This window comes from Pseudomonas cremoris (assembly GCF_014230465.1).
Genome location: NZ_JAAXCY010000001.1, coordinates 719,549 through 743,000, shown reverse-complemented (window position 1 = coordinate 743,000; position 23,452 = coordinate 719,549). Strand labels below are relative to the sequence as shown.

Here is a 23,452-nt window from a genome sequence, read left to right as displayed (position 1 = left end):
ATTCTGGCGGGGCTTTTTTGTGGGCGTTCAACGGGATGGGTCGAACCTTGCCGGTGTTCAGGGTTCACAGCAGGTGCGCGGTGTATTTATCGCCATTTGTGTACCTTGCAAGCAGTTGGGTAGCGTCTGAGCTGTTAAGCAAAATAATCCCCGGAAACAGCATTTGCTGCCTGTCCGGACCCGGCCACCCCGGACTATCATGCCGATAGCCCTGTCTCTCACCGCAAGGAGCCGCTCGGAACGCCGATGCGCCAGATCTGGAAATCTTTTCGAGCCCTTTATTTCGCCTCCTTGATGATGCTGATCGGCTCCGGCCTGCTCAGTACTTACCTGGCCTTGCGCCTGGCGGCCGACCATGTCGACAGCCTGTGGGTAGGTGCGCTGATGGCGGCCAACTACTTTGGCCTGGTGCTGGGTGGCAAGATCGGGCACCGCCTGATTGCCCGGGTCGGGCATATTCGTGCCTACGCCACGTGTGCTGGGATTGTCGGTGCGGCAGTGCTGGGCCACGGCCTGATCAACTGGCTGCCGGCCTGGATTGTGCTGCGGATGATTGTCGGCCTGGGGATGATGTGCCAGTACATGGTGATCGAGAGCTGGCTTAACGAGCAGGCGGACGCCAAGCAGCGTGGCGTGGTGTTCAGCGGCTATATGATCGCGTCCTACCTGGGCCTGGTGCTGGGTCAGCTGATCCTGGTAATGCACCCCCAACTCGGCCTCGAACTGCTGATGCTGGTAGCGTTGTGCTTCGCCCTGTGCCTGGTGCCGGTGGCCATGACCCGGCGTATTCACCCGGCGCCGCTGCATCCTGCGCCGATGGAGCCACGCTTCTTTATAAAGCGCGTGCCGCAGTCGCTGAGTACGGTGTTGGGTGCGGGGCTGATCGTGGGCTCGTTCTACGGTTTGGCGCCGCTCTATGCATCGCAGCAAGGGCTGACGACGGAGCAGGTAGGTCTGTTCATGGGTAGCTGTATTTTTGCCGGATTATTGGTGCAGTGGCCGCTGGGTTGGCTGTCGGACCGTTATGACCGCGCGCTGCTGATTCGCTGCTTTGCCCTCTGCCTTGCGGTGGCGGCGTTGCCGTTGGCGGTACTGACCCAGGTGCCGCTGGAAGTGCTGTTTGTGGCTGGCTTCGTGTGTTCCCTGGTGCAGTTCTGCCTGTATCCGCTGGCAGTGGCGTTCTCCAACGACCATGTGGAGGGTGACCGTCGGGTGTCGCTCACGGCCATGTTGCTGGTGACCTATGGCGTGGGTGCCAGTGTCGGGCCGTTGCTGGCAGGTGTGGTCATGAAGATGTTTGGCAGCCACATGCTGTATGCGTTTTTCAGTGTGTGTGCGTTGATCCTGGTGTGGCGCATTCGGCCAAAAGCGGTGACCAACCTGCATCAGGTGGACGATGCACCGCTGCATCACGTGGCGATGCCCGACAGTATGTCCAGCTCTCCGTTGGTGGCTGCGCTTGATCCTCGGGTGGATGAGCAGGTGGTGCAAGACCAGATGCAAACCACCGTGCCAGAGGCCGAGGACGAACCGGAGCAATCGCCGGTGGAGTCGCCGGCGGCCGAAACTGAGCCTGAGCCCGAACATCCGGACCCCGACGACCACCCCCACGACTTGAGCAGGGCGCGCCCCTGAATGCAAAAACGGGCAGATCCCATCAGGATCTGCCCGTTTTTTTTTGTCGCGATCTTTAGCTTTAAAAATCGTCGTCTTTGTCGAAGCGCCGTGCTTCACGCTGCAGTTGGTACACGAATCGCTCGACCTGGCGTTGTACCAGGCCACTCATATTGTGGAAGCGCACACCCGCAAAGGTGGTGTTGATCTTCTCTTCGAAGTGCAGGTAACGCAGTTCGACGGAGGTGGTCATGCTGCCAAAGGGCAGGGCGGCGATAAAGCGGTCGTAGACCTGGCCCAGTTGCAGGCGCTCGGAAATATCCCCTTCAAAGCGCAGTTTGCAGCCGGTGGCGGAAATATCCAGCAGCTTGCCAGCAATGGGAGCCTTTAGTTTCTCGCCGCCTATTTCGATATTGACCAGTTGGGCCAGCTTCAGGGCTGCGCGGAAGGCGTTGCGGCGCTGATGGTAGACCACCTCGTCGGGCATGCTGCCGGTATAGATGCGGTGACCGTCTTTTTCGCTGACGGTCATGGTGCCGCTGCTTTCCCAGGCAACGCGTACGCCTTCGTGGAAGCCTTCGATGCGGAAGGGTTCGCCGTTCTCAAGGTGGCGTTCGCCGTCACGGGGGATCATCTCGTCCAGGGCCACTGTACCGCTGTCGCGATCAACGTCCACCAGGTAACTCTGGAAGCGCTGGCTACGTTCGTGGAAGGTAATGATCAGCGGGTCGTGGCTTTCTTGCAGCATCCGCAAGGTGCTGGCGATTTCCAGAGGCGTGGTGAGGACCTTGGGTGGCTGCGGTGCATCTTCCGCATTAAGGGCGTTGAACACGGTTCTTCCATCTCCAGACAAAATACAACTACACGCAAGAGCCAGCATTTTGCCAGCATGTAACACGCCTTGGATAGGCCGCGCTGTAAACGGGTGTCAGGCTTGGCTGCGGGTGCTTGGTTTGACCAGGCGTGAGGTGGAGCCTTGGGCGTTATACAATGCCGGAGGCTCTCCGCCGTGAAGTATACGCAACTGGTTGGCAGTCGTAGCTTGCTGAATCTGGATCGACTGACCGTTGAGCAGGTTGGCTTCCTGGCACTGGGCGAGCAAAAGGTTGAGTTCTTTGCTCTGGGCCAGCAATTGATCGCCGACCGAGGAGTGACTGGCCAATTGCGCCAGACCGTCGTGGTCTGCCGGCAGGCCGAGGCTGATGAGGATCTGGCTGCGTTTTTTGCCGTGCTGTTCAAGCAGTACAATCAGCGACTGCTTGCGCGCCAGAATGTCTTCCAGCAGGGGCATGTCACGGCCGTAAAGCGCCAGGGATTCTTCCTTGAGCAGCTCAAGCAAGTGTTGTGTCGGCGCGAGATCATCAATGATCAGTTGAAGCAGATTTTCGTCGTGATGCATGGCTGGCCTTGGGGTTTAAGCGTCCAAAAGCCCGGCGCAGGCCTTTGCCTAGCGCTCGGCTTCGAAATTAAGCAGCTTGCTGGCTACACGGTTGCTGTCGACTTTATAGCTGCCATCGGCGATAGCCTGTTTCAACTCGGCCACGCGGGCTTTATTGACAACCGGTTGATCGCGCAGCGAGTCAGTGACCTTCTGCAACTGTTGAGCCTCATTGCTCAGGTGTACGGATTCCCCGCTCTGGCTGGCGCTGGCCTGTTCTGCCTTGACGGGCAGGGCCTGTGGCTTGGCCTCTGCGCTGTCCTTGGCACCCGTGGTGCGCGTACTGCCGGGCAAAGCCTGGGAATTATTTAAACGGCTGAAATCGATGACCATGATAAAAAACCTCTGGGTATTTGGACGCTTGCCATGTTTTCGGCCATACCCGGACAAACTTTAGGCTCGATTGACAATAAACTGCACAGGCCGACATCCAGTCGACAGTGTAGGAAAAGCTGGCGCCTGATACCAGTAGTCTATAAAGCCACCTCGACTTGGCCAGGTGCTGTCACCCGTGCCTTGATCACGCGATTGGAATTAAGGTTCTTCACGCGGATCTGCTCGCTCATGCCGCCGTTGGACAGCGCTTCCCCCGGCATTTTCACGTTCAGCGCGCCGCTGCTGGCGGAAATCACTACCTGATCACCCTTGCGAATGACTTCGGCCTGTTCCAGATGCACCAGCGTGATGACCTGGTCCGTGACCACTGGTCGGGTCAATTTTTGCCCGACAGCCTGGTCCAGTGACGTCAAATAGCCCTGGTTGATCATGCTGATGTCTCGCTCACGCAGCACAACATCGTCGAAACCGATGATGCCAGTGCGTTTCAGCGGACGAGCCACTACCACTACATCGCGAAACAGCTTCACCTGGGCCGGCACAAACACGGTCCAGGGGGACGCGCCCTCGCAGCGTACTTTCACCGTCACGCGGCCGATGGGTTGGGCGGGGCTTTCCAGGGACGCTGTCAATTCCTTGTCGCACATTGGCATGCGCAGGCGTGGGTCCAACTGGCTGACCTGGATTTCATAACGCCCAGGCGTCTGGGTGGTCGCCAGATAATCTTCTACAGTGAACTCAAGAAAGCCCTGAGTGACGCCGATAAGTAGATCAGGCAAGGTGACGTTGTCTGCGCGGGCCGTGGCGCCGAGGCTCAAGGCGAGCAACGCCAGCGGTGCGCAGAGCAATCTACGGTACCTTGGTAATTGAAGGCGTCGGGAAACTGTCGTTTTAATATCCATAGCCAACAAATAGCAAAGCTCGTGCCGTTTAGTGTTGGGGGCGCGCTGTCCTCTAGGTATGGCTCAAGGTTTTAGCGTAGGAGTAAAGGCATGGCAGGTGTAATGGATTCAGTAAACCAGCGCACACAGCTGGTAGGGCAGAATCGCCTGGAGTTGTTGCTTTTTCGCCTGGACGGCAAGCAGTTATATGGCATCAACGTGTTCAAGGTGCGGGAGGTGCTGCAATGCCCCAAGCTGACGATCATGCCCAAATCCAGCCCGGTGGTGTGCGGCGTGGCCAATATCCGCGGCGCGACCATACCCATTCTTGACCTGGCGCTGGCCACTGGCTCGCCCGCGTTGCAGGATCGTCAGAATCCCTTCGTGATCATCACTGAATACAACACCAAGACCCAGGGTTTCCTGGTGCGCTCGGTGGAACGTATCGTCAACATGAACTGGGAAGAAATTCATCCACCACCCAAGGGCACTGGCCGCGACCACTACCTCACGGCGGTGACGCGGGTTGATAACCAGTTGGTGGAAATCATCGATGTGGAGAAAATCCTCGCCGAAGTCGCTCCCACCTCGGAATCGATTTCCGTGGGCGTGGTGGATGCCGAGACCGCACACAAGGCGATCTCCCTGCGCGTGCTGACGGTGGATGACTCTTCGGTGGCACGCAAGCAGGTAACCCGTTGCCTGCAAACGGTCGGCGTCGAGGTTGTAGCCCTCAACGATGGTCGCCAGGCGTTGGATTACCTGCGCAAGTTGGCGGACGACGGCAAAAAGCCGGAAGAAGAGTTCTTGATGATGATCTCCGACATCGAAATGCCGGAAATGGACGGTTACACGCTCACGGCTGAGATACGCAACGATCCACGCATGCAAAAATTGCATATCATCCTGCATACTTCGTTGTCGGGTGTATTCAACCAGGCGATGGTCAAGAAGGTCGGCGCTGATGACTTTTTGGCCAAATTCCGGCCGGATGACCTGGCAGCCCGGGTAGTCGACCGGATCAAGGCAGCAGATCACGGCTAGGGGGATTTCCCCTGGCGGTCACACGATTTAAGAGGCGGTATCATTGTCTACGGGTAATTTGGATTTCGAACAATTCCGGGTCTTCCTGGAAAAAGCCTGTGGCATATTGCTCGGTGAAAACAAGCAGTACCTGGTATCCAGCCGTCTCAACAAGCTGATGGAACAGCAGGGCATCAAGTCGTTGGGCGAATTGGTCCAGCGTATCCAGGGCCAGCCGCGCAGCGGGCTCAAGGAAATGGTGGTGGATGCCATGACCACCAACGAAACCCTGTGGTTTCGCGATACCTATCCCTTTGAAGTGCTCAAGAGCAAGGTGCTGCCGGAAGCCATCAAGGCCAGCCCGGGCCAGCGCCTGCGCATCTGGTCGGCGGCCTGTTCTTCGGGGCAGGAACCGTACTCGATCTCGATGTCCATCGATGAGTTCGAACGGACCAACATGGGGCAGTTGAAGGCTGGCGCGCAAATCGTTGCCACCGACTTGTCAGGCACCATGCTTACCAACTGCAAGACCGGCGAGTACGATAGCTTGGCGCTGGGCCGAGGTCTGTCCCAAGAGCGCCTGCAACGTTACTTCGATCCGAAAGGGGCCGGGCGTTGGGCGGTCAAGGCGCCGATCAAGAGTCGGGTGGAGTTCCGTTCGTTCAACCTGCTCGACAGCTATGCCAGCCTGGGCAAGTTCGACATGGTGTTCTGCCGCAACGTGCTGATCTATTTCTCGGCCGAGGTGAAGAAAGACATCCTGTTGCGCATCCACGGCACTCTCAAGCGTGGTGGTTATTTGTTCCTTGGCGCCTCCGAAGCGCTGAACGGTCTGCCGGATCATTACCAGATGGTGCAGTGCAGCCCTGGGATCATCTACCAGGCTAAGTAAGTCGAGTTCACTCGGTCAAAAAATGTGGGCGCTGGCAAACCAGCCCCCACATTTTTTTTGCGGCAATCCTTCCTCGAGCGGCAATCCCCCATTGCCGCTTTACTGGCGCCACGCGGAAACACGTTGCCGCTTTTCTGGCATTGCCGCCGGCAATCGCCCCTCAAACCCTTTAAATTCGGGCCCTCCATAAACTGGCACACACCTTGCTATAACCCTGTTAATGAAAAGCAGGTCAGCCTAAAGGTTTCCGCCATGAGCATCAGCTTCGATAAAGCGCTCGGTATCCACGAACAAGCCCTGGGCTTCCGCGCCCAGCGTGCCGAAGTCCTGGCCAACAACATTGCCAACGCCGACACCCCGAACTACAAGGCTCGGGACCTGGACTTCTCCGCCGTGCTCGCCGCACAGCAGGACAAGACCAAGAACGGCACCTTCGCCTTGAACATGACCAACAGCCGTCATATCGAAGCGCAAGGCCTGAGCAATGGTGACGAGTCGTTGCTGTACCGCACGCCGATGCAGCCATCGATCGACCAGAACACCGTCGACGCCCAGCTGGAGCAATCGGCCTACGCCGAGAACTCGGTGAACTTCCAGGCCAGCTTCACCCTGCTTAACAGCAAATTCAAAGGGCTGATGTCAGCCCTGCGTGGAGAGTAAGCCATGTCCCTGTCCAGTGTTTTCAATATTGCCGGTAGTGGCATGAGCGCTCAGACCACCCGTCTGAACACCGTCGCCAGTAACATCGCCAACGCCGAAACCGTGTCTTCGAGCATTGACCAGACCTACCGCGCTCGCCATCCCGTGTTCGCCACCATGTTCCAGGCTGGCCAGAACGGCGGCAGCGATTCGTTGTTCCAGGACCAGGGCAATGCAGGTTCCGGTGTGCAGGTGCTTGGCGTGGTCGAAGACCAGAGCAACCTCGAAGCCCGTTACGAGCCCAACCATCCCGCCGCGAACGAAAAGGGTTATGTCTACTACCCCAACGTCAACGTGGTCGAGGAAATGGCCGACATGATTTCCGCCAGCCGTTCGTTCCAGACCAACGCGGAAATGATGAACACCGCCAAAACCATGATGCAGAAGGTCCTGACCCTGGGTCAGTGATAAGGGGCACCGAATAATGGCCATTGTTGATACCTCATCAACCAACACCGCGGTCCAGGACCTTTTCAACAGCAAGGTCAAGACTGCGACCGACAACGTCGCAAGCGCTTCCAGTGCCGCCACGGGTAACCAGTCGCTGGGCAAGGACGCGTTCCTGCAACTGCTGGTGACTCAGCTGAAAAACCAGAACCCGCTGTCGCCTCAAGACAACGGTGCATTCGTGGCCCAGTTGGCGCAGTTCAGCAGCCTGGAAGGCATCAACACCCTGAACGACTCGGTGAACGCGATTTCCAGCAACTTCAGCTCGTCGCAAGCGCTGCAGGCTTCGTCGTTGGTAGGGCGCTCGATCATCACCCAGACCGACAAGGCCCTGGTGGATACCAGCAAGAGCATGACCGGTTCGGTGGCGGTGACGTCGGCAGTCGGCAACGTCTCCATCAAGATCACCGACAAAGACGGCAACGTGGTGCGCACCATCGACATGGGTGCCCAGAACGCCGGGAATTCGGACTTTATCTGGGATGGCAAAAACGACGCGGGTGAGGTTGCCCCAGCCGGTACCTACACCTTCGCGGCCACCACCAAGAATGACAAGGGCGACGCGGTTGCCCTGGCCACTTCGCTGCCAGCCACGGTCACCAGCGTGACCTTGAGCAAGACCGGTGGCGAAATGTTGCTGAACCTGGCAGGCGGCATGGGCAGCGTCAAGCTGTCGCAAATTCAGACTATCGGTACATAGAGCCGGCTAAATACGGCAGAGGGAGAGAAACATGTCTTTTAACATCGGCCTTAGCGGCCTCTATGCGGCCAACAAACAACTGGACGTGACCGGCAACAACATTGCTAACGTCGCGACCACTGGCTTCAAATCGTCCCGTGCGGAATTCGCCGACATCTACGCGGCGTCTAAACTGGGCACCGGCCAGAACAGCATCGGTAACGGTGTGAACCTGGCGGCAGTGTCCCAGCAGTTCACCCAAGGTGATGTGAACAACAGCGGCGGTATCCTGGACATGGCGATCCAGGGCGGTGGCTTCTTCGTACAGAAGGCCAGCGACGGCTCGCTGGAGTACACCCGTAGCGGTGCTTTCCGTGCCGACAAAGACGGCTACATCACCAACAACACCGGTACTTCGCGCCTGCAAGGTTATGCAGCAGACGAGAACGGTAAAATCGTCAAGGGCGGCCTGGTCGACCTGCAGCTGAACTTGGCGAACCTGCCGCCGAAGGCATCCACCAAGGTGGATTCCACCAGTAACCTGAACTCCTCGGACCTGCCGATCGATCAGACACTGCACCCGTTTGACCCAACCAAGACCGACAGTTTCAACACTCAGTACTCCACCACGCTCTACGACACCCAGGGCAATGCCCACTCGATGGTGCAGTACATGGTCAAGACGGGTTCCAATACCTGGGATTCCTACACGTTGATTGACGGTCGTAACCCGGACGGCTCGGCGATCAGCGGCGCCGATCCTAGCGACCATACGGTGCCTGTGCCGTCCACCTTGACCTTTGATGGTTCCGGCAAACTCACCAAAATCGTGGGTGCCAACGTCAGCGGTACCACGATGACCATTGACGATTGGAAGCCGGGTAGCATGGTCAACGGCGTCTGGACGAGCAATGGCGCTGATGCCAACAAAGACGGGATTGCCGTCAATATGGGCAACATCACCCAGTACAACTCGGCCAGCTACCGTAACCCTCCGGTCACCGATGGCTACGCCACCGGCCAGATCACTGGCCTGAAAATCGACGGCAGCGGCGTGTTGTTCGCCACGTTCAGCAACCAGCAGAGCAAGGCCATCGGCCAGATCTCTCTGGCCAGCTTCAACAACGAACAGGGCCTGCAGCCAGCCGGCGGCACCACCTGGAGAGAGACTTTCGCCTCGGGCCAGCCAGGCTTTGACAGCCCGCAAGCCGGTACCTTGGGTTCGATCGTGGCCAACTCCCTGGAGAACTCCAACGTCAACCTGACCAACGAGCTGGTGGACCTGATCAAGGCCCAGAGCAACTATCAGGCGAACGCCAAGACCATCTCCACCCAGAGCACCATCATGCAGACCATCATCCAGATGACCTGATGCGGTAGCGCTCCACAAGAAGCCCCTCACACGAGGGGCTTTTTTGTGGGCGTGTAGTGAGCGGGCTTGCCCCGCGCTGGGTGGCGAAGCCGCCCCAACCAAGACGCCGCGGTGTTTCAGGGGCACCTAGGTGTCTGGGTTTAGGGCGGCTTCGCCACCCAGCGCGGGACAAGCCCGCTCACTACAAGTAAGTCCGCCAGGCAAAAGAAAACCCCCGGCAAACCCAAAGGGCTTGGCGGGGGTTCGTTTACCAGCTCAGCTTATTGGCAAGCTTCGCAATCCGGCTCGTCAATTGCGCAGGCCTTTGGCACTGGCGCCGGGCCGGCTGGAGCGGCGAGTACCGAGTCATCACCGTGGTTGCCGCCGCTGGAAACAGCGTTCAGCTTGCCGGTGTTGATGGTCGATTTCTCGGTGCTGGTCGCAGCCAGGGCACGGAGGTAGTAAGTGGTTTTCAGGCCACGGTACCAAGCCATGCGGTAGGTCACGTCCAGCTTCTTGCCCGAAGCGCCGGCGATGTACAGGTTCAGGGACTGAGCCTGGTCGATCCACTTCTGACGACGGCTAGCGGCGTCAACGATCCACTTGGTGTCCACTTCGAAGGCCGTCGCGTAGAGCTCTTTGAGTTCTTGCGGGATGCGTTCGATCTGCTGCACGGAACCGTCGTAGTACTTCAGGTCGTTGATCATGACCGAGTCCCACAGGCCGCGGGCCTTGAGGTCGCGAACCAGGTACGGGTTGATCACGGTGAATTCGCCCGACAGGTTCGATTTCACATACAGGTTCTGGTAGGTCGGTTCGATCGACTGCGATACGCCAGTGATATTGGCGATGGTGGCGGTCGGCGCGATGGCCATGATGTTGGAGTTACGAATACCTTTTTGCACGCGGGCACGTACCGGCGCCCAGTCCAGGGTTTCGTTCAGGTCAACGTCGATGTACTTCTGGCCACGGGCTTCGATCAGAATTTGTTGCGAGTCCAGCGGCAGGATGCCTTTGGACCACAGCGAACCCTGGAACGTCTCGTAGGCGCCGCGCTCGTCGGCCAGGTCGCAGGAAGCCTGGATCGCGTAGTAGCTGACCGCTTCCATGGACTTGTCGGCGAACTCGACCGCAGCATCCGAACCGTAAGGAATGTGCTGCAGGTACAGCGCGTCCTGGAAGCCCATGATGCCCAGGCCCACTGGACGGTGCTTGAAGTTGGAGTTCTGCGCCTGTGGCACCGAGTAGTAGTTGATGTCGATAACGTTATCGAGCATGCGAACGGCGGTGTTGACGGTGCGTTCCAGCTTGGCGGTGTCCAGCTTGCCGTTGACGATGTGGTTCGGCAGGTTGATCGAGCCCAGGTTGCAAACGGCGATCTCGTCCTTGTTGGTGTTCAAGGTGATCTCGGTGCACAGGTTCGAGCTGTGGACCACGCCCACGTGCTGCTGCGGGCTGCGCAGGTTGCACGGGTCTTTGAAGGTCAGCCATGGGTGGCCGGTTTCAAACAGCATGGACAGCATTTTGCGCCACAGGTCTTTGGCCTGGATGGTCTTGAACAGCTTGATCTTGCCAGGGTACTGAGCCAGGGCTTCGTAGTACTCGTAGCGCTCTTCGAAGGCCTTGCCGGTCAGGTCGTGCAGGTCCGGAACTTCGGATGGCGAGAACAGGGTCCATTGGCCGTCATCGAAGACGCGCTTCATGAACAGGTCAGGGATCCAGTTGGCGGTGTTCATGTCGTGGGTGCGACGACGGTCATCACCGGTGTTCTTGCGCAGCTCGATGAACTCTTCAATGTCCATGTGCCAGGTTTCCAGGTAGGCACACACAGCGCCTTTGCGCTTGCCACCCTGGTTCACGGCTACAGCGGTGTCGTTCACTACTTTCAGGAACGGTACAACGCCCTGGGACTTGCCGTTGGTGCCCTTGATGTACGAACCCAGTGCGCGCACCGGGGTCCAGTCGTTACCCAGGCCGCCAGCGAATTTGGACAGCATGGCGTTGTCGTGGATCGCGTGGTAGATGCCCGACAGGTCATCCGGCACGGTGGTCAGGTAGCAGCTGGATAGCTGTGGACGCAGGGTACCGGCGTTGAACAGGGTCGGGGTCGACGACATGTAGTCGAAGGACGACAGTAGGTTGTAGAACTCGATGGCACGGTCTTCTTTGTGCTTCTCTTCGATCGCCAGGCCCATGGCCACGCGCATGAAGAACACTTGCGGCAGTTCGAAGCGGATACCGTCTTTGTGGATGAAGTAACGGTCGTACAGGGTCTGCAGGCCCAGGTAGGTGAACTGCTGGTCGCGCTCGTGGTTGATCGCCTTGCCGAGTTTTTCCAGGTCGAAGGTGGCCAGGACCGGGTTCAGCAATTCGAATTCGATACCCTTGGCGATGTAGGCAGGCAGGGCCTTGGCGTACAGGTCAGCCATTTCGTGGTGGGTGGCGCTTTCGGCGACTTTCAGGAAGCCCAGGCCTTCGGCACGCAGGGTGTCCATCAACAGGCGCGCGGTCACGAACGAGTAGTTCGGCTCACGCTCAACCAGGGTACGGGCGGTCATCACCAGGGCGGTGTTGACGTCGGTCAGGGCCACGCCGTCGTACAGGTTCTTCAGGGTTTCGCGCTGGATCAGGTCACCGTCGACTTCTTCCAGGCCTTCGCAGGCTTCGGTGACGATGGTGTTCAGGCGGCCCAGGTCCAGCGGTGCAAAGGTACCGTCGGCCAGGGTGATGCGGATCGATGGGTGAGCTTGTACTGCCGCTTCTTCCGCTGGGGTGCGTACAGCGCGTTCCTTGGAGCGGGCGTCACGGTAGATCACGTAGTCGCGGGCTACTTTCTGCTCGCCGGCACGCATCAGGGCCAGTTCGACCTGGTCCTGGATTTCTTCGATGTGGATGGTGCCGCCCGAAGGCATGCGACGCTTGAAGGTTGCGGTGACTTGTTCGGTCAGGCGGGCAACGGTGTCGTGGATGCGCGACGAGGCAGCAGCGGTGCCGCCTTCAACTGCAAGAAACGCTTTGGTGATGGCGACGGTGATTTTGTCATCGGTGTAAGGAACGACAGTGCCGTTACGCTTGATCACACGCAGTTGGCCGGGTGCAGTGGCGGACAGATCCAGGTTCGAATCAGCGGCCTGCGGCACGGAGCCTTGCGGGTTCTCGCGAGTTGTGTCGGTTTGCATGGGGGGTTGTCTCCACATTCTATATTTATTTGGGCACCATCACGGTGCCCACCGTTCCGTCCTGAAGCACTTACAGCAGGCCTGGGCCTGGCATAACAACTTCGGGACAGGAGGAAGGGAGCTGTTCGCGCCGCTTCCATGCCGAAGTCTTCGGTTCGGGGCTGAAAAAGCCCTTGGCCGTATTCCTGATGGGTGACAGTTGCCAGGTTCAAGCACTGCAACACCCGTACCGTTTTGCGCTGTAGGAGCTGGAAAACGGCTGCCATCCGCGTGCGCGGTTTGGGCTTTGAAAAAATGCTTTGGTTCAACCAAACGGGAGCAAGAAAGGGCTTGAGTTTCTTGTCTGATCTGTGTTTGGTTTTTTGCTTAAAACCCTACATGTAGGGTTTTTTTAGCGCCGAGGTACAAGATAATGCGTTTTGGGGGGCTTAGCAACGCACTACCTGTGGATAACGCTGTGGGTAAAATGTGTATGAATCGTGGAACACCCGTGTAGGCCGCATTGCTGCTGGATTCGGCCGTTTGTCACCGAATATTCCAAGATAAAAACAGCCGGTTGGATTTTTGAGGGCGCGAACCCTATCACAAAAAAACGCGATCACCGAATGGATTTCCTGGCTTGTGCTAGAGGGGCGGCGCATGGCTACAATCGGCCTCAGTTATGCCCTCAAAACATTACAAATAAGGTGTGGCCCGTGGAGCAAGAAGCCTGGCAGGTATTGATTGTCGAAGACGACCAGCGACTCGCTGAGCTGACCCGCGACTATCTGGAGAGCAACGGCCTGCGGGTATCGATAGAAGGCGATGGGGCGCTGGCAGCCGCGCGTATCATCGCCGAGCAACCGGACCTGGTGATCCTCGACCTGATGCTGCCCGGCGAAGACGGCCTGAGCATCTGCCGCAAGGTACGCGAACGCTATGACGGCGTGATCCTGATGCTCACCGCCCGCACCGACGACATGGACCAAGTGCTTGGCCTGGACATGGGCGCCGATGACTACGTATGCAAGCCCGTGCGCCCGCGCCTGTTGCTGGCGCGCATCCAGGCCCTGTTGCGGCGCAGTGAACCGGCGGAACCGGCCACCGTGGAAAGCCAGCGCCGCCTGCAATTCGGTCCACTAGTAGTGGACAACGCCCTGCGCGAGGCCTGGTTGCACGAGGGCGGCATCGAGCTGACCAGTGCCGAATTCGACCTCTTATGGCTGTTGGTGGCAAACGCCGGGCGCATCCTGTCCCGCGAAGAAATCTTCATCGCCCTGCGCGGCATCGGCTATGACGGCCAAGACCGCTCCATCGATGTGCGCATCTCGCGCATTCGGCCCAAGATCGGCGACGACCCGATCCACCCTCGCCTGATCAAGACCATTCGCAGCAAAGGTTACTTGTTCGTCCCCGAAGCCGCCGCCGACATGCCACTGTGAACTCGATCTTCCTGCGCATCTATGGCGGCATGTGCGCAGCGCTGATCCTGGTGGCGCTGCTCGGCGTGTTGGCCCTGCACCTGCTCAACGAGGTGCGCAGCGGTCAATACCGCGAGCGCCTGGCCCACGGCACGTTCGCCTTGATGGGCGATAACCTGCAGCCCATGAGTCCCATCGAACGCCAACGTGCCTTGGCAGTGTGGGAGCGGTTGCTGGGGATTCCCCTGGAGCTGCGCAGCCTTACCGATGCTCAGCTAGACCTCAGTCAGCGCACCCGCTTGCAACGCGGCCAGGTGTTGGTGGAGCAGACCGGGCCCCACGCGGCGCGGGTGCTGCGCTTGGTCAGCGAGCGAGAGCAACTGGTGCTGACGGGCGAAGTGCAGCAAATCAGTGAGCAGTTGGCACGGGCAACTATTTACCTGCTGGCCGATGAGTTGGTGCGTTTCCCGGTGGCGGAGCAGCCGCAACGCCTGGCTGACCTCAAGGAAGCCAAGGGGTTTGGCTTTGAGATGCACCTGATGACCCTCGATCAGGCTGATATGGATGACGACCAGCGCCGTCGCGTGTCGGAGGGTGACACGGTGATGGCCCTGGGCAAGGGCGGCGATTCGATCCGCGTGTTTGCCGGCATGGTCGGCACGCCGTGGGTGCTGGAGATCGGTCCGCTGTTTCAAATGAACCCGTACCCGGCGCAATGGCTGATTCTGATCGCTTTGATCGGCCTGACCCTGATCGGTTTGATCGTCTATCTATTGGTGCGCCAACTGGAACGCCGGCTCAGAGGCTTGGAAGCCGCCGCCACGCGCATCGCCAAGGGCAACCTGGAAGTGCGCGTCCCCGCTCGTGGTGCCGACTCGGTGGGGCGCCTGGCTGCCGCGTTCAATGGCATGGCCGAGCACTTGCAGCAGTTGCTGGCCATCCAGCGCGAATTGGTCCGGGCCGTGTCCCACGAATTGCGCACCCCGGTGGCACGTTTGCGTTTTGGCCTGGAGATGATCGGCGACGCCGCCACTCCCGAGGCCCGGCGTAAATATATGGAAGGCATGGACAACGATATCCAGGACCTGGATGGCCTGGTGGACGAAATGCTCACTTATGCGCGTCTGGAGCAAGGTGCGCCCGAGCTGAATTTCCAGCGGGTCGACCTCAATGCACTGCTCGACCAAGTGATCGATGAGTTATCGCCATTGCGCCCGCAGGTCTCGGTCACCCGAGGCATTTGCCTGTCTTCGGCGCATTGGGACGACGCCTGGGTTGATGCCGAACCGCGCTACCTGCACCGTGCCCTGCAAAACCTGGTGAGCAATGCGATGCGCCACGCCCAGGGCCAGGTGTTGATCAGTTACCAGGTGGGCCAGGTGCGTTGCCGCATCGACGTGGAGGACGACGGCCCCGGCGTGCCGGAAAGCGCTTGGGAGCGCATCTTCACGCCCTTTTTGCGTTTAGACGACAGCCGTACCCGTGCTTCGGGCGGACATGGCTTGGGGTTGTCGATCGTGCGGCGAATAATCTATTGGCATGCTGGGCGGGCGTTGATCAGCAAGAGCAATAACTTGGGTGGGGCGTGCTTTAGCTTGAGTTGGCCTCGGGATCAGGAGAAACCCTGATACCGCTTTCGCGAGCAAGCCCGCTCCCACATTTTGATGTGTGAATACAGTTAAATGTGGGAGCTGGCTTGCCTGCGATAGCGGTCTATCAGGCGCTGACGGCCACCAGGCTCAACAACTGCCCATCCGCCACAGCAAACTGCCCCACCAACTCCGTGCCATCACACCACTCGCTGGACAGGTCCGTGAGCAATCGCAATCGCACCACGCCTGACTCAGACCACTCCACGACCTCGGCATGCTCAAAGTAGAAGCGCTTCTGCACGATGGGGTAGAGAGCCTTGAACAGGCTCTCCTTGGCCGAAAACGTCAGCGTCACCAGCAGCGCAATCTGTTCGCGCGGTATCAAGGCCATGCGCTGCATTTCATCGGCCGTGAGGATTTCCCCCGCCAAGCGCTCGGCCCGCTCCAGGCTCAGCACATTCTCCAAGTCCATCCCCAGCCCACGCCACTGCGCCTTGTGCCCGACAATCGCCGCTGCGTGCCCGGTGCTGTGGGTAATGGAGCCGCTGATATGCCCAGGCCACACCGGTGCACGGTCTTCGCCGATGGCGGGGATGAAGTCCAGATGATCGAGTTGTTGCAGCGCGGCACGCGCACATAATCGACCGGCCAGGAACTCCGCCTGACGCTTGGCCACCGAACGCTGGATACTGGCCGGCGGCGGTACGGCGGTGCGCTGGAAATCGCCCTCTGCCAGCAAGGCAGGATCAAAGCGCGTGCTGAGAAACACCGTGCCCGGCAAAGCGGTAGGCAACGGCCAATGGGCGTCAAGTGGGGTGCAGCAGGCGGGTAGGGGATTCATGGGGGGTAGTTTGCCGAGTTGCTGCGCCAGAGGCTAGCCCGCAACGGTTCAGCTGAGGTTCAGAGCCTGTTCAGGGGGAGTTCAGGGGGCGCTGCGTAGTCTGGCCTCAACAGCCAAACGCACCGAGGTAAGCACCATGACTGCGATCAAAAAGCTGATGTTGGCGTTAACCATGCTCAGTGCCACCGCTGGGGTCCAGGCCTCCGATAGCGACTTTGCTGCATTCGGTAGCCAGAAAACCAAGAAACCCAGCACGTTGATCCAGCGTGTCAGCGTGGAAGATGCAGGCAGCCAGCCGACGCCATGGGGCCAGTCGCTGGGCCTCACCGCGCCACAGCCAGCCTATCGTGCCGGTTATGAACACCTGACTGGCCAGTACAATGGCATTAAACTGCGCCCGCAAGACCTGCAGGGCCGCTATGATATCCCTCTGTCGGACAGTTGATTTGCTTTGGAGAGCCTTATGAAATTGCTGGTGGTGGAAGATGAAGCGCTGCTGCGTCATCACCTGTTGACCCGCCTGACCGACAGTGGGCATGTGGTCGAGGCCGTGGCCAATGCCGAGGAAGCCTTGTACCAGACCGGCCAATTCAACCACGACCTGGCGATCATCGACCTGGGCCTGCCCGGCATGGGCGGCCTGGACCTGATCCGCCAACTGCGCACCCAGGCCAAGACGTTCCCGATCCTGATCCTCACCGCACGCGGCAACTGGCAGGACAAGGTCGAAGGCCTGGCTGCCGGCGCCGACGACTATGTGGTCAAGCCCTTCCAGTTCGAAGAGCTCGAAGCGCGGATGAACGCCTTGCTGCGCCGCTCCAGTGGGTTTACCCAATCGACCATCGTTGCCGGGCCCTTGCTGCTGGACCTCAATCGCAAGCAGGCGTCCCTCGACGAACAGCCTTTGGCGCTGACTGCCTACGAATACCGCATCCTCGAATACTTGATGCGCCATCACCAACAAGTGGTCGCCAAGGACCGTTTGATGGAACAACTCTACCCCGATGACGACGAGCGCGATCCGAACGTCATCGAAGTGCTGGTCGGCCGCTTGCGTCGCAAGCTGGAAGGCCCGGCCGGATTCAAGCCGATCGATACCGTGCGTGGCCTGGGCTACCTGTTCAATGAGCGCTGCCGTTGATTCGCTCGCTACGCGTGCGCCTGATGCTAGCGGCCGCCACCCTGGCCGTGCTGTTTATGTTGGGTTTGTTGCCGGCCATGCAGGGCGCGTTCAGCCTGGCGTTGCAGGATTCCATCGAGCAGCGCCTGGCATCGGACGTCACCACGTTGATCTCCGCCGCGCGGGTGGAAAACAACCGCCTGTTGATGCCAGCACAGTTGCCGGACGAACGCTTCAACCTCACCGATAGCCGGCTGCTCGGCTATATCTACGACCGCGAGGGCCACCTGGTATGGCGCTCGCGGGCGACCAAAGAAGAAAACATCAACTACAAGCCGCGCTACGACGGGCGCGGTAATGAATTTGCGCGGATCCGTGAAGCGAACGGCCAGGAATTCTTCGTCTATGACGTCGAGGTCAAGCTGCTTGGCGGCAAAAGCGCGGCGTTCAGTATCGTTGCCCTGCAACCGGTGCGTGAATACCAACTGACCCTGGAAGGCCTGCGGGAAAACCTCTACCTGGGCTTCGGCGCGGCCTTGCTGGTGCTGCTGACCTTGCTGTGGCTGGGCCTGACGTGGGGCCTGCAAGCCTTGCGGCGCCTGAGCCAGGAGCTTGACCAGATCGAAGGCGGCACCCGTGAAAGCCTCTCTGAAGAACACCCCCGCGAACTGCTGCGCCTCACCGGTTCCCTTAACCGCCTGTTGGCCAGTGAGCGAGAGCAACGGGCGCGCTACCGTGATTCCCTCGACGACTTGGCCCACAGCTTGAAAACCCCGCTCGCCGTGTTACAGGGTGTGAGCGAAGACATGGCCCAGCGCCCCGAAGACCGCGACCAGGCTTGGGTGCTGCAATCGCAGATCGAGCGCATGAGCCAGCAGATCAGCTACCAGTTGCAGCGTGCCAGCCTGCGCAAAAGCGGCCTGGTGCGCCATCAGGTGCGCCTGGAACCGGTGCTGCAAAGCCTGTGCGATACGCTGGACAAGGTCTACCGCGATAAACGCGTCACCGTGTCCTTTGACTTGCCGCCAGAGTGTGATGTGCCGATTGAGAAGGGCGCCTTGCTGGAATTACTCGGCAACCTGCTGGAAAACGCCTACCGCCTGTGCCTGAGCGAGGTGCGTATCCGCCTGGTCGAAGGCCTGGAAGGGACTGAGTTGTGTATCGAGGATGACGGCCCCGGTGTTCCGCCGGATCAGCGTGCGCGGATACTGCAACGGGGTGAGCGGTTGGATCGCCAGCATCCGGGGCAGGGGATCGGGCTGGCGGTGGTCAAGGACATTATTGAAAGCTACGGCGCGCAGCTGACCTTGGGGGATTCGCCGTTAGGTGGTGCTGCCTTCAAGATTCACTTTCCGGCAGTTTGATTTTTATTGGCTGTGCTGGCCCTTTCGCGAGCAAGCCCGCTCCCACATTTGAACGTGTTCACAAATCAAAATGTGGGAGCGGGCTTGCTCGCGAAGAGGCCGGTACAGACAACACATCTCTAATTCTCTTGCGCCCGATACGCCCCCGGCGTTACCCCCGTCCACTTCTTGAACGCCCGATGAAACGCCGACGGTTCGGAAAACCCCAACTGCTCGGCAATCTCCTGCAACGACAAATCCGCCCGCCCCAAATGATAGATGGCGATGTCCCGCCGCAGCTCATCCTTGAGCGCCTGAAAACTGGTGCCTTCCTCGCGTAAATGCCGACGCAGGGTCTGTGGGCTGATGTGCAGGTGCTGGGCGACGGCGTCCAGGTCGGGCCAGGGCGTGCGGTCACGGCTCAACAGGCGGCGCAACTGACTGCTCAAGCTGTCGCCTTCATCCGGGCGGGACAGCAGGTCGGCGGGGGAGCGTTCAAGGAAGTGCTTGAGGGTGCGTTCATCCTGCAACAGCGGCAGGCCCAGATAGCGTGCGGGAAATACCAGGCTGCTGTTCGGCGCACCGAACACCTGGGTACAGGGAAACAGCAGGTCATATTCACTGGCATGCGCTGGCATCGGATAGCTGAAGGTGGCCTGATGCAGCCGGATACGCTGGCCGATCAACCAACTGCCGAGGCGGTGCCAGATCACCAGCAGGCATTCACTGAGGAAGTGATCCGGGTCCCACAGTTGGGAGTCGTCCAGGCTCAAGCGAGCCATTTCGCCTTCTCTTGTCAGCTGCCAGCGCGGGCCTTGTGGGAATAGGCTATAAAATAATAAGCCGCGCTCCAGAGCCTTCTCCAGGGTGCGGCAGTGGATCAGCGCGTGGCACATCATGGCGAAGGTGCCGCGTTTGCTCGGGCCTTCGGCAAACCCCAGGTATTCGTCGTCCAGCGCCAACCAAAGCATCTGCAACAGCCGGGTAAATTGCTCCGGCGCGATGCGCGCACGCGGTTCTGTCAGTAGCTCTGGAGGGATACCCACCTGTTGCAGCAGACCTGAATAGTCGTAACCCGCTCGGCGCGCACCGCCGAGGGCAGCCCGGGCGTAGTGACTGGCGATGGTGCGTTCACGCATGCGAAGGCCTCGTCCGTGGAAAGGCCGATGGTAGTCATCACCGCTGAGGGCGACAAGGCGGATATCCGCCAAATTGTAGGACGGGATTGGATGGGTGGGCGGAAATCCGCCACCTGATTTGGCGTTTCGCAGGGCGTCCGGAAAGCCTTGAGCCTGATGCCTAAAGGCCTTCAGGGGTTTTCAGCAAAGTGGCACGGCGTTTGCGATATAGATTACAGCGCAGGCTTGGATCCTTGAGGCTTCGCAAACAACAAATCCCTCCAGTGCAGGAGGGTTCGCAATTCAAGTGTCGTGGGCAATGGCGGATCTTTGCCACACGGGACGATTGAGGAATTTTGCAATGACGACTCGTCAGCCAATCTACAAATCCCTGTATTTCCAGGTGATCGTTGCAATCGTTATCGGTATTTTGCTCGGTCACTTCTACCCGCAGACCGGCGTGGCCCTCAAGCCACTGGGTGACGGCTTTATCAAGCTGATCAAAATGGTCATCGCCCCCATCATCTTCTGCACCGTTGTCAGCGGCATCGCTGGCATGCAAAGCATGAAATCGGTCGGCAAAACCGGCGGCTACGCGCTGCTGTACTTCGAAATCGTATCGACCATCGCCCTGCTGATCGGCCTGATCGTGGTTAACGTTGTGCAACCGGGCGCCGGCATGCACATCGACGTTGCCACCCTGGACGCCTCTAAAGTCGCTGCCTACGTGACTGCCGGTGCAGACCAGAGCATCGTTGGCTTCCTGCTCAACGTGATCCCGAACACCATCGTCGGCGCTTTCGCCAACGGCGACATCCTGCAAGTGTTGATGTTCTCGGTGATCTTCGGTTTTGCCCTGCACCGCCTGGGTGCCTACGGCAAGCCGGTACTGGACTTCATCGATCGCTTCGCTCACGTGATGTTCAACATCATCAACATGATCATGAAGCTCGCGCCACTCGGTGCCCTGGGCGCCATGGCGTTCACCATCGGCGCCTACGGTGTAGGTTCCCTGGTGCAACTGGGCCAGTTGATGATCTGCTTCTACATCACGTGCCTGCTGTTTGTACTGGTGGTGTTGGGCGGTATCTGCCGCGCTCACGGTTTCAGCGTGTTGAAGCTGGTTCGCTACATCCGTGAAGAGCTGCTGATCGTCCTGGGTACTTCCTCCTCCGAATCCGCACTGCCACGCATGCTGATCAAGATGGAGCGTCTGGGTGCGAAGAAATCCGTAGTAGGCCTGGTAATCCCGACTGGCTACTCCTTCAACCTCGACGGTACTTCGATCTACCTGACCATGGCTGCCGTGTTCATCGCCCAGGCGACTGACACCCACATGGACATCACTCACCAGATCACCCTGCTGCTGGTGCTGCTGCTGTCCTCCAAAGGCGCTGCGGGTGTGACCGGTTCGGGCTTCATCGTACTGGCTGCGACTCTGTCGGCCGTAGGCCACCTGCCGGTTGCCGGCCTGGCGCTGATCCTGGGTATCGACCGCTTCATGTCGGAAGCCCGCGCACTGACCAACCTGGTGGGTAACGCCGTTGCCACCATCGTTGTGGCCAAGTGGGTCAAGGAGCTGGACACCGACAAGCTGCAAAGCGAGCTGGCGTCTGGCGGTACCGGTATCTCCGAGACTCGTCAGGAAGATGACCTGGGCGTAGCCGAAGGCCCGGCGCCTGCCATCAAGTAATACGCTGCTGGCGTGAACTGACGCCCAAGCGACTCCACAAACGCCCCGACTTGTTCGGGGCGTTTGCGTTTCTGGCGGCTGACGTTGAATTCTTTTACTTTAAAGTCAGTCGAACTTTCATTCGTTGCAACGCTTGCGAGAGGTGGTATGGACAGTGTGGATCTGAACGTCCTGCGCAGCGTGTTGGAGTGGCGCCGCGCCGGGCAGCAAGTGGTGTTGTACAGCGTGGTTCAGACCTGGGGCAGCGCACCGCGCCCGCCGGGGGCGATGCTGGCCCTGCGCGGCGATGGGGTGGTGATCGGTTCGGTGTCCGGCGGTTGCATTGAGGATGACTTGATCGCCCGCCTGCAGGACGGACGATTGCCCGAAGATGGGCCACCGGTGCAGTTGGTGACCTATGGCGTTACCCGTGACGAGGCTGCGCGGTTTGGCCTGCCGTGTGGCGGCACCCTGCGACTGACCGAAGAGCGCGTTGTCGAGTGGGAGTGGGTGTCGGAGTTGTTGGCGCGTTGTGAAGCCCATGAGATTGTCGCTCGAGAGTTGGACCTGGCCAGCGGCAACGTCACTCTCAGCAGCGCGAGCAAGACCGACGTGGTGAGTTTTGACGGCGAGCGTCTGCGAGCGATCTATGGCCCACGCTGGCGCCTGCTGCTGATCGGCGCTGGTCAGCTGTCGCGCTACGTGGCAGAAATGGCGCGCCTGCTGGATTTCGAGGTGTTGATCTGCGACCCGCGTGAAGAGTTCGTCCACGGCTGGGAAGAACAGCACGGCCGTTTTGTGCCAGGCATGCCCGATGAGGCGGTGCTGAACATCCAGACCGACGAACGCACGGCCATCGTCTGCCTGACCCATGATCCAAGGTTGGATGACATGGCGTTGCTCACCGCGTTGAATTCTTCAGCGTTCTACATCGGTGCCCTGGGCTCGCGGGTCAACACCCAGAAACGTCGGGAAACCCTCACGGCGCTGGGGTTGTCCGCCGAGGCGATTGCTCGCCTGCATGGGCCGATTGGCTTGCATATCGGCAGTCATACGCCAGCAGAGATTGCGTTGTCGTTGATGGCGGAAATTGTCGCGATCAAGAATGGTGTGGCACCGATGCAGAAAAAGCCGTTGCCGGTAGTAGCACAGTGACTATCACGGCGATTGTCCTGGCGGCAGGGCAGGGCAGTCGTTTCCGCGCAGAGGCGGGGGCTGACCAGGACAAGCTGCTGGCTGATTGTGTCGGCCTGGATGGCGTGACGAGGCCGGTGATCGAGCAGGTATTGAGGCATTTGCCTGCAGGCGTTGTCAGGCGCTGGTTGGTGACCTCGCCGGAGCGCTCGGGTGTGATTCGATTGGCTGGGGCTTATAACTGCGAAGTGTTGCTGCTGGACTCGGCCGGAATGGGCGACAGCATCGCGGCGGCAGTCGCGGCCATTGGTCCGGCGGATGGCTGGTTGGTGGTACTGGGGGATATGCCGTTTGTTCGGCCGTCGAGTATGGAGCGGGTGATTGAGGGGCTGGAGGAAGGAGGGATCAGCGTGCCGATGTATGGCGGTCAATACGGGCATCCGGTGGGATTTGGCCGGGCGCTGGGGCCTGGGTTGACGGCGTTGAGCGGTGATCGTGGAGGGCGGTCGTTGTTTGCACAGGCGCCGGTCAGCGAGGTGCTGGTTGAAGATCCCGGTGTGCTCTGGGATGTGGACGTGCCGCAGTCCTTGAATTTCAAGAGGTATGTATCGACTGAAACACCGCATTCGCGAGCAAGCCCGCTCCCACATTGGATCTGCGGCATTTTTCAGACTGCATAAAAAAGCCCCGCCT

At 59.6% G+C, this 23,452-nt stretch carries 22 protein-coding genes; 15 read left to right on the top strand and 7 right to left on the bottom strand.

Annotated features, from left to right (window positions below):
- The first annotated feature begins 246 nt into the window (after positions 1 to 246).
- A complete protein-coding gene (locus HF257_RS03420) occupies positions 247 to 1,635 on the top strand; it encodes an MFS transporter (RefSeq protein WP_185703190.1) in 1,389 nt (462 codons plus the stop codon).
- 61 nt (positions 1,636 to 1,696) lie between these two features.
- Here the strand turns inward: HF257_RS03420 and HF257_RS03415 are convergent, their stop codons facing one another.
- The 4 genes from HF257_RS03415 to flgA form a co-directional block, all read right to left on the bottom strand.
- The gene (locus HF257_RS03415) at positions 1,697 to 2,446 is read right to left on the bottom strand and encodes a flagellar brake protein (protein WP_185703192.1); all 750 of its coding nucleotides are present in this window, start codon (positions 2,444 to 2,446) and stop codon (positions 1,697 to 1,699) included.
- Between the two features lie 96 nt (positions 2,447 to 2,542).
- On the bottom strand, positions 2,543 to 3,013 hold the full coding sequence (locus HF257_RS03410) for a flagella synthesis protein FlgN (RefSeq protein WP_185703194.1): 471 nt from the start codon (positions 3,011 to 3,013) through the stop codon (positions 2,543 to 2,545).
- A 48-nt stretch (positions 3,014 to 3,061) separates the two neighbouring features.
- On the bottom strand, positions 3,062 to 3,385 hold the full coding sequence (flgM, locus tag HF257_RS03405) for a flagellar biosynthesis anti-sigma factor FlgM (RefSeq protein WP_185703196.1): 324 nt from the start codon (positions 3,383 to 3,385) through the stop codon (positions 3,062 to 3,064).
- A 140-nt stretch (positions 3,386 to 3,525) separates the two neighbouring features.
- A complete protein-coding gene (flgA, locus tag HF257_RS03400; RefSeq protein WP_185703198.1) occupies positions 3,526 to 4,290 on the bottom strand; it encodes a flagellar basal body P-ring formation chaperone FlgA in 765 nt (254 codons plus the stop codon).
- Positions 4,291 to 4,380: 90 nt separating this feature from the next.
- Between flgA and HF257_RS03395 the strand changes: the two genes are divergently transcribed.
- The 6 genes from HF257_RS03395 to flgE all read left to right on the top strand — a co-directional run bounded on the left by HF257_RS03395 (position 4,381) and on the right by flgE (position 9,381).
- The gene (locus HF257_RS03395) at positions 4,381 to 5,313 is read left to right on the top strand and encodes a chemotaxis protein CheV (RefSeq protein WP_185703200.1); all 933 of its coding nucleotides are present in this window, start codon (positions 4,381 to 4,383) and stop codon (positions 5,311 to 5,313) included.
- A 43-nt stretch (positions 5,314 to 5,356) separates the two neighbouring features.
- Positions 5,357 to 6,184 carry a protein-glutamate O-methyltransferase CheR gene (gene cheR / locus HF257_RS03390; protein ID WP_016979774.1) on the top strand — a complete coding sequence of 276 codons (828 nt, stop codon included), beginning with the start codon at positions 5,357 to 5,359 and terminating at the stop codon, positions 6,182 to 6,184.
- A 252-nt stretch (positions 6,185 to 6,436) separates the two neighbouring features.
- Positions 6,437 to 6,844, top strand: a complete 408-nt coding sequence (gene flgB / locus HF257_RS03385; protein ID WP_010208346.1) for a flagellar basal body rod protein FlgB — start codon at positions 6,437 to 6,439, stop codon at positions 6,842 to 6,844.
- A 3-nt stretch (positions 6,845 to 6,847) separates the two neighbouring features.
- On the top strand, positions 6,848 to 7,291 hold the full coding sequence (gene flgC / locus HF257_RS03380; protein WP_185703202.1) for a flagellar basal body rod protein FlgC: 444 nt from the start codon (positions 6,848 to 6,850) through the stop codon (positions 7,289 to 7,291).
- A 16-nt stretch (positions 7,292 to 7,307) separates the two neighbouring features.
- The gene (gene flgD / locus HF257_RS03375; protein ID WP_185703205.1) at positions 7,308 to 8,030 is read left to right on the top strand and encodes a flagellar hook assembly protein FlgD; all 723 of its coding nucleotides are present in this window, start codon (positions 7,308 to 7,310) and stop codon (positions 8,028 to 8,030) included.
- A 31-nt stretch (positions 8,031 to 8,061) separates the two neighbouring features.
- On the top strand, positions 8,062 to 9,381 hold the full coding sequence (gene flgE, locus HF257_RS03370) for a flagellar hook protein FlgE (protein WP_185703207.1): 1,320 nt from the start codon (positions 8,062 to 8,064) through the stop codon (positions 9,379 to 9,381).
- A 260-nt stretch (positions 9,382 to 9,641) separates the two neighbouring features.
- Here flgE and HF257_RS03365 read toward each other — a convergent pair whose 3' ends face one another.
- Positions 9,642 to 12,539 (bottom strand): ribonucleoside-diphosphate reductase subunit alpha, encoded by a 2,898-nt coding sequence (locus HF257_RS03365; protein WP_185703209.1) that lies wholly within the window; start codon positions 12,537 to 12,539, stop codon positions 9,642 to 9,644.
- A gap of 695 nt (positions 12,540 to 13,234) precedes the next feature.
- Here HF257_RS03365 and HF257_RS03360 point away from each other — a divergent pair.
- Together HF257_RS03360 and HF257_RS03355 are read left to right on the top strand one after the other, a co-directional pair.
- Positions 13,235 to 13,960 (top strand): response regulator, encoded by a 726-nt coding sequence (locus HF257_RS03360; protein WP_185703211.1) that lies wholly within the window; start codon positions 13,235 to 13,237, stop codon positions 13,958 to 13,960.
- Positions 13,957 to 15,567: an ATP-binding protein gene (locus HF257_RS03355; protein WP_185703213.1), complete on the top strand. Its 1,611-nt coding sequence runs from the start codon at positions 13,957 to 13,959 to the stop codon at positions 15,565 to 15,567. The genes HF257_RS03360 and HF257_RS03355 overlap by 4 nt, the downstream gene beginning before the upstream one ends.
- Positions 15,568 to 15,655: 88 nt before the next feature.
- Here HF257_RS03355 and HF257_RS03350 read toward each other — a convergent pair whose 3' ends face one another.
- Complete coding sequence (locus HF257_RS03350; protein ID WP_185703215.1) at positions 15,656 to 16,372, bottom strand: 4'-phosphopantetheinyl transferase family protein; 717 nt, start codon at positions 16,370 to 16,372, stop codon at positions 15,656 to 15,658.
- Between the two features lie 136 nt (positions 16,373 to 16,508).
- On the opposite strand from HF257_RS03350, the gene HF257_RS03345 reads away from it, so the two are divergent.
- From HF257_RS03345 to HF257_RS03335, 3 genes are read left to right on the top strand one after another with little or no spacing between them, the layout of a single operon-like run.
- The gene (locus HF257_RS03345; RefSeq protein WP_185703217.1) at positions 16,509 to 16,817 is read left to right on the top strand and encodes a hypothetical protein; all 309 of its coding nucleotides are present in this window, start codon (positions 16,509 to 16,511) and stop codon (positions 16,815 to 16,817) included.
- 18 nt (positions 16,818 to 16,835) lie between these two features.
- Entirely contained in the window at positions 16,836 to 17,513 is a 678-nt protein-coding gene (locus tag HF257_RS03340; RefSeq protein ID WP_016973689.1) for a response regulator transcription factor, read from the top strand.
- The gene (locus tag HF257_RS03335; protein ID WP_185703219.1) at positions 17,510 to 18,856 is read left to right on the top strand and encodes an ATP-binding protein; all 1,347 of its coding nucleotides are present in this window, start codon (positions 17,510 to 17,512) and stop codon (positions 18,854 to 18,856) included. Before HF257_RS03340 ends, HF257_RS03335 begins: the two co-directional genes overlap by 4 nt.
- Positions 18,857 to 18,975: 119 nt before the next feature.
- Here HF257_RS03335 and HF257_RS03330 read toward each other — a convergent pair whose 3' ends face one another.
- Entirely contained in the window at positions 18,976 to 19,974 is a 999-nt protein-coding gene (locus tag HF257_RS03330; RefSeq protein WP_185703221.1) for an AraC family transcriptional regulator, read from the bottom strand.
- Between the two features lie 340 nt (positions 19,975 to 20,314).
- Here HF257_RS03330 and HF257_RS03325 point away from each other — a divergent pair, with 340 nt between their 5' ends.
- From HF257_RS03325 to HF257_RS03315, 3 genes are all read left to right on the top strand, one after another.
- Positions 20,315 to 21,646, top strand: coding sequence for a dicarboxylate/amino acid:cation symporter (locus HF257_RS03325; RefSeq protein WP_185703223.1), 1,332 nt, complete (start codon positions 20,315 to 20,317; stop codon positions 21,644 to 21,646).
- A gap of 147 nt (positions 21,647 to 21,793) precedes the next feature.
- A complete protein-coding gene (locus HF257_RS03320; RefSeq protein WP_185703225.1) occupies positions 21,794 to 22,780 on the top strand; it encodes an XdhC family protein in 987 nt (328 codons plus the stop codon).
- Positions 22,777 to 23,439 (top strand): nucleotidyltransferase family protein, encoded by a 663-nt coding sequence (locus HF257_RS03315; protein ID WP_185712018.1) that lies wholly within the window; start codon positions 22,777 to 22,779, stop codon positions 23,437 to 23,439. Before HF257_RS03320 ends, HF257_RS03315 begins: the two co-directional genes overlap by 4 nt.
- Positions 23,440 to 23,452 lie beyond the last annotated feature (13 nt).

Excerpts from the sequence above, each read along its gene's own strand:
- HF257_RS03410 (WP_185703194.1), bottom strand. The coding sequence starts at position 3,013 with ATGCATCACGACGAAAATCTGCTTCAACTGATCATTGATGATCTCGCG.
- HF257_RS03345 (WP_185703217.1), top strand. The coding sequence starts at position 16,509 with ATGACTGCGATCAAAAAGCTGATGTTGGCGTTAACCATGCTCAGTGCC.
- flgA (WP_185703198.1), bottom strand. The coding sequence starts at position 4,290 with ATGGATATTAAAACGACAGTTTCCCGACGCCTTCAATTACCAAGGTAC.
- HF257_RS03395 (WP_185703200.1), top strand. The coding sequence starts at position 4,381 with ATGGCAGGTGTAATGGATTCAGTAAACCAGCGCACACAGCTGGTAGGG.
- HF257_RS03320 (WP_185703225.1), top strand. The coding sequence starts at position 21,794 with ATGGACAGTGTGGATCTGAACGTCCTGCGCAGCGTGTTGGAGTGGCGC.
- flgM (WP_185703196.1), bottom strand. The coding sequence starts at position 3,385 with ATGGTCATCGATTTCAGCCGTTTAAATAATTCCCAGGCTTTGCCCGGC.
- flgB (WP_010208346.1), top strand. The coding sequence starts at position 6,437 with ATGAGCATCAGCTTCGATAAAGCGCTCGGTATCCACGAACAAGCCCTG.
- flgE (WP_185703207.1), top strand. The coding sequence starts at position 8,062 with ATGTCTTTTAACATCGGCCTTAGCGGCCTCTATGCGGCCAACAAACAA.
- HF257_RS03365 (WP_185703209.1), bottom strand. The coding sequence starts at position 12,539 with ATGCAAACCGACACAACTCGCGAGAACCCGCAAGGCTCCGTGCCGCAG.
- HF257_RS03420 (WP_185703190.1), top strand. The coding sequence starts at position 247 with ATGCGCCAGATCTGGAAATCTTTTCGAGCCCTTTATTTCGCCTCCTTG.
- HF257_RS03330 (WP_185703221.1), bottom strand. The coding sequence starts at position 19,974 with ATGCGTGAACGCACCATCGCCAGTCACTACGCCCGGGCTGCCCTCGGC.
- HF257_RS03350 (WP_185703215.1), bottom strand. The coding sequence starts at position 16,372 with ATGAATCCCCTACCCGCCTGCTGCACCCCACTTGACGCCCATTGGCCG.
- HF257_RS03340 (WP_016973689.1), top strand. The coding sequence starts at position 16,836 with ATGAAATTGCTGGTGGTGGAAGATGAAGCGCTGCTGCGTCATCACCTG.
- flgD (WP_185703205.1), top strand. The coding sequence starts at position 7,308 with ATGGCCATTGTTGATACCTCATCAACCAACACCGCGGTCCAGGACCTT.
- flgC (WP_185703202.1), top strand. The coding sequence starts at position 6,848 with ATGTCCCTGTCCAGTGTTTTCAATATTGCCGGTAGTGGCATGAGCGCT.
- HF257_RS03325 (WP_185703223.1), top strand. The coding sequence starts at position 20,315 with ATGACGACTCGTCAGCCAATCTACAAATCCCTGTATTTCCAGGTGATC.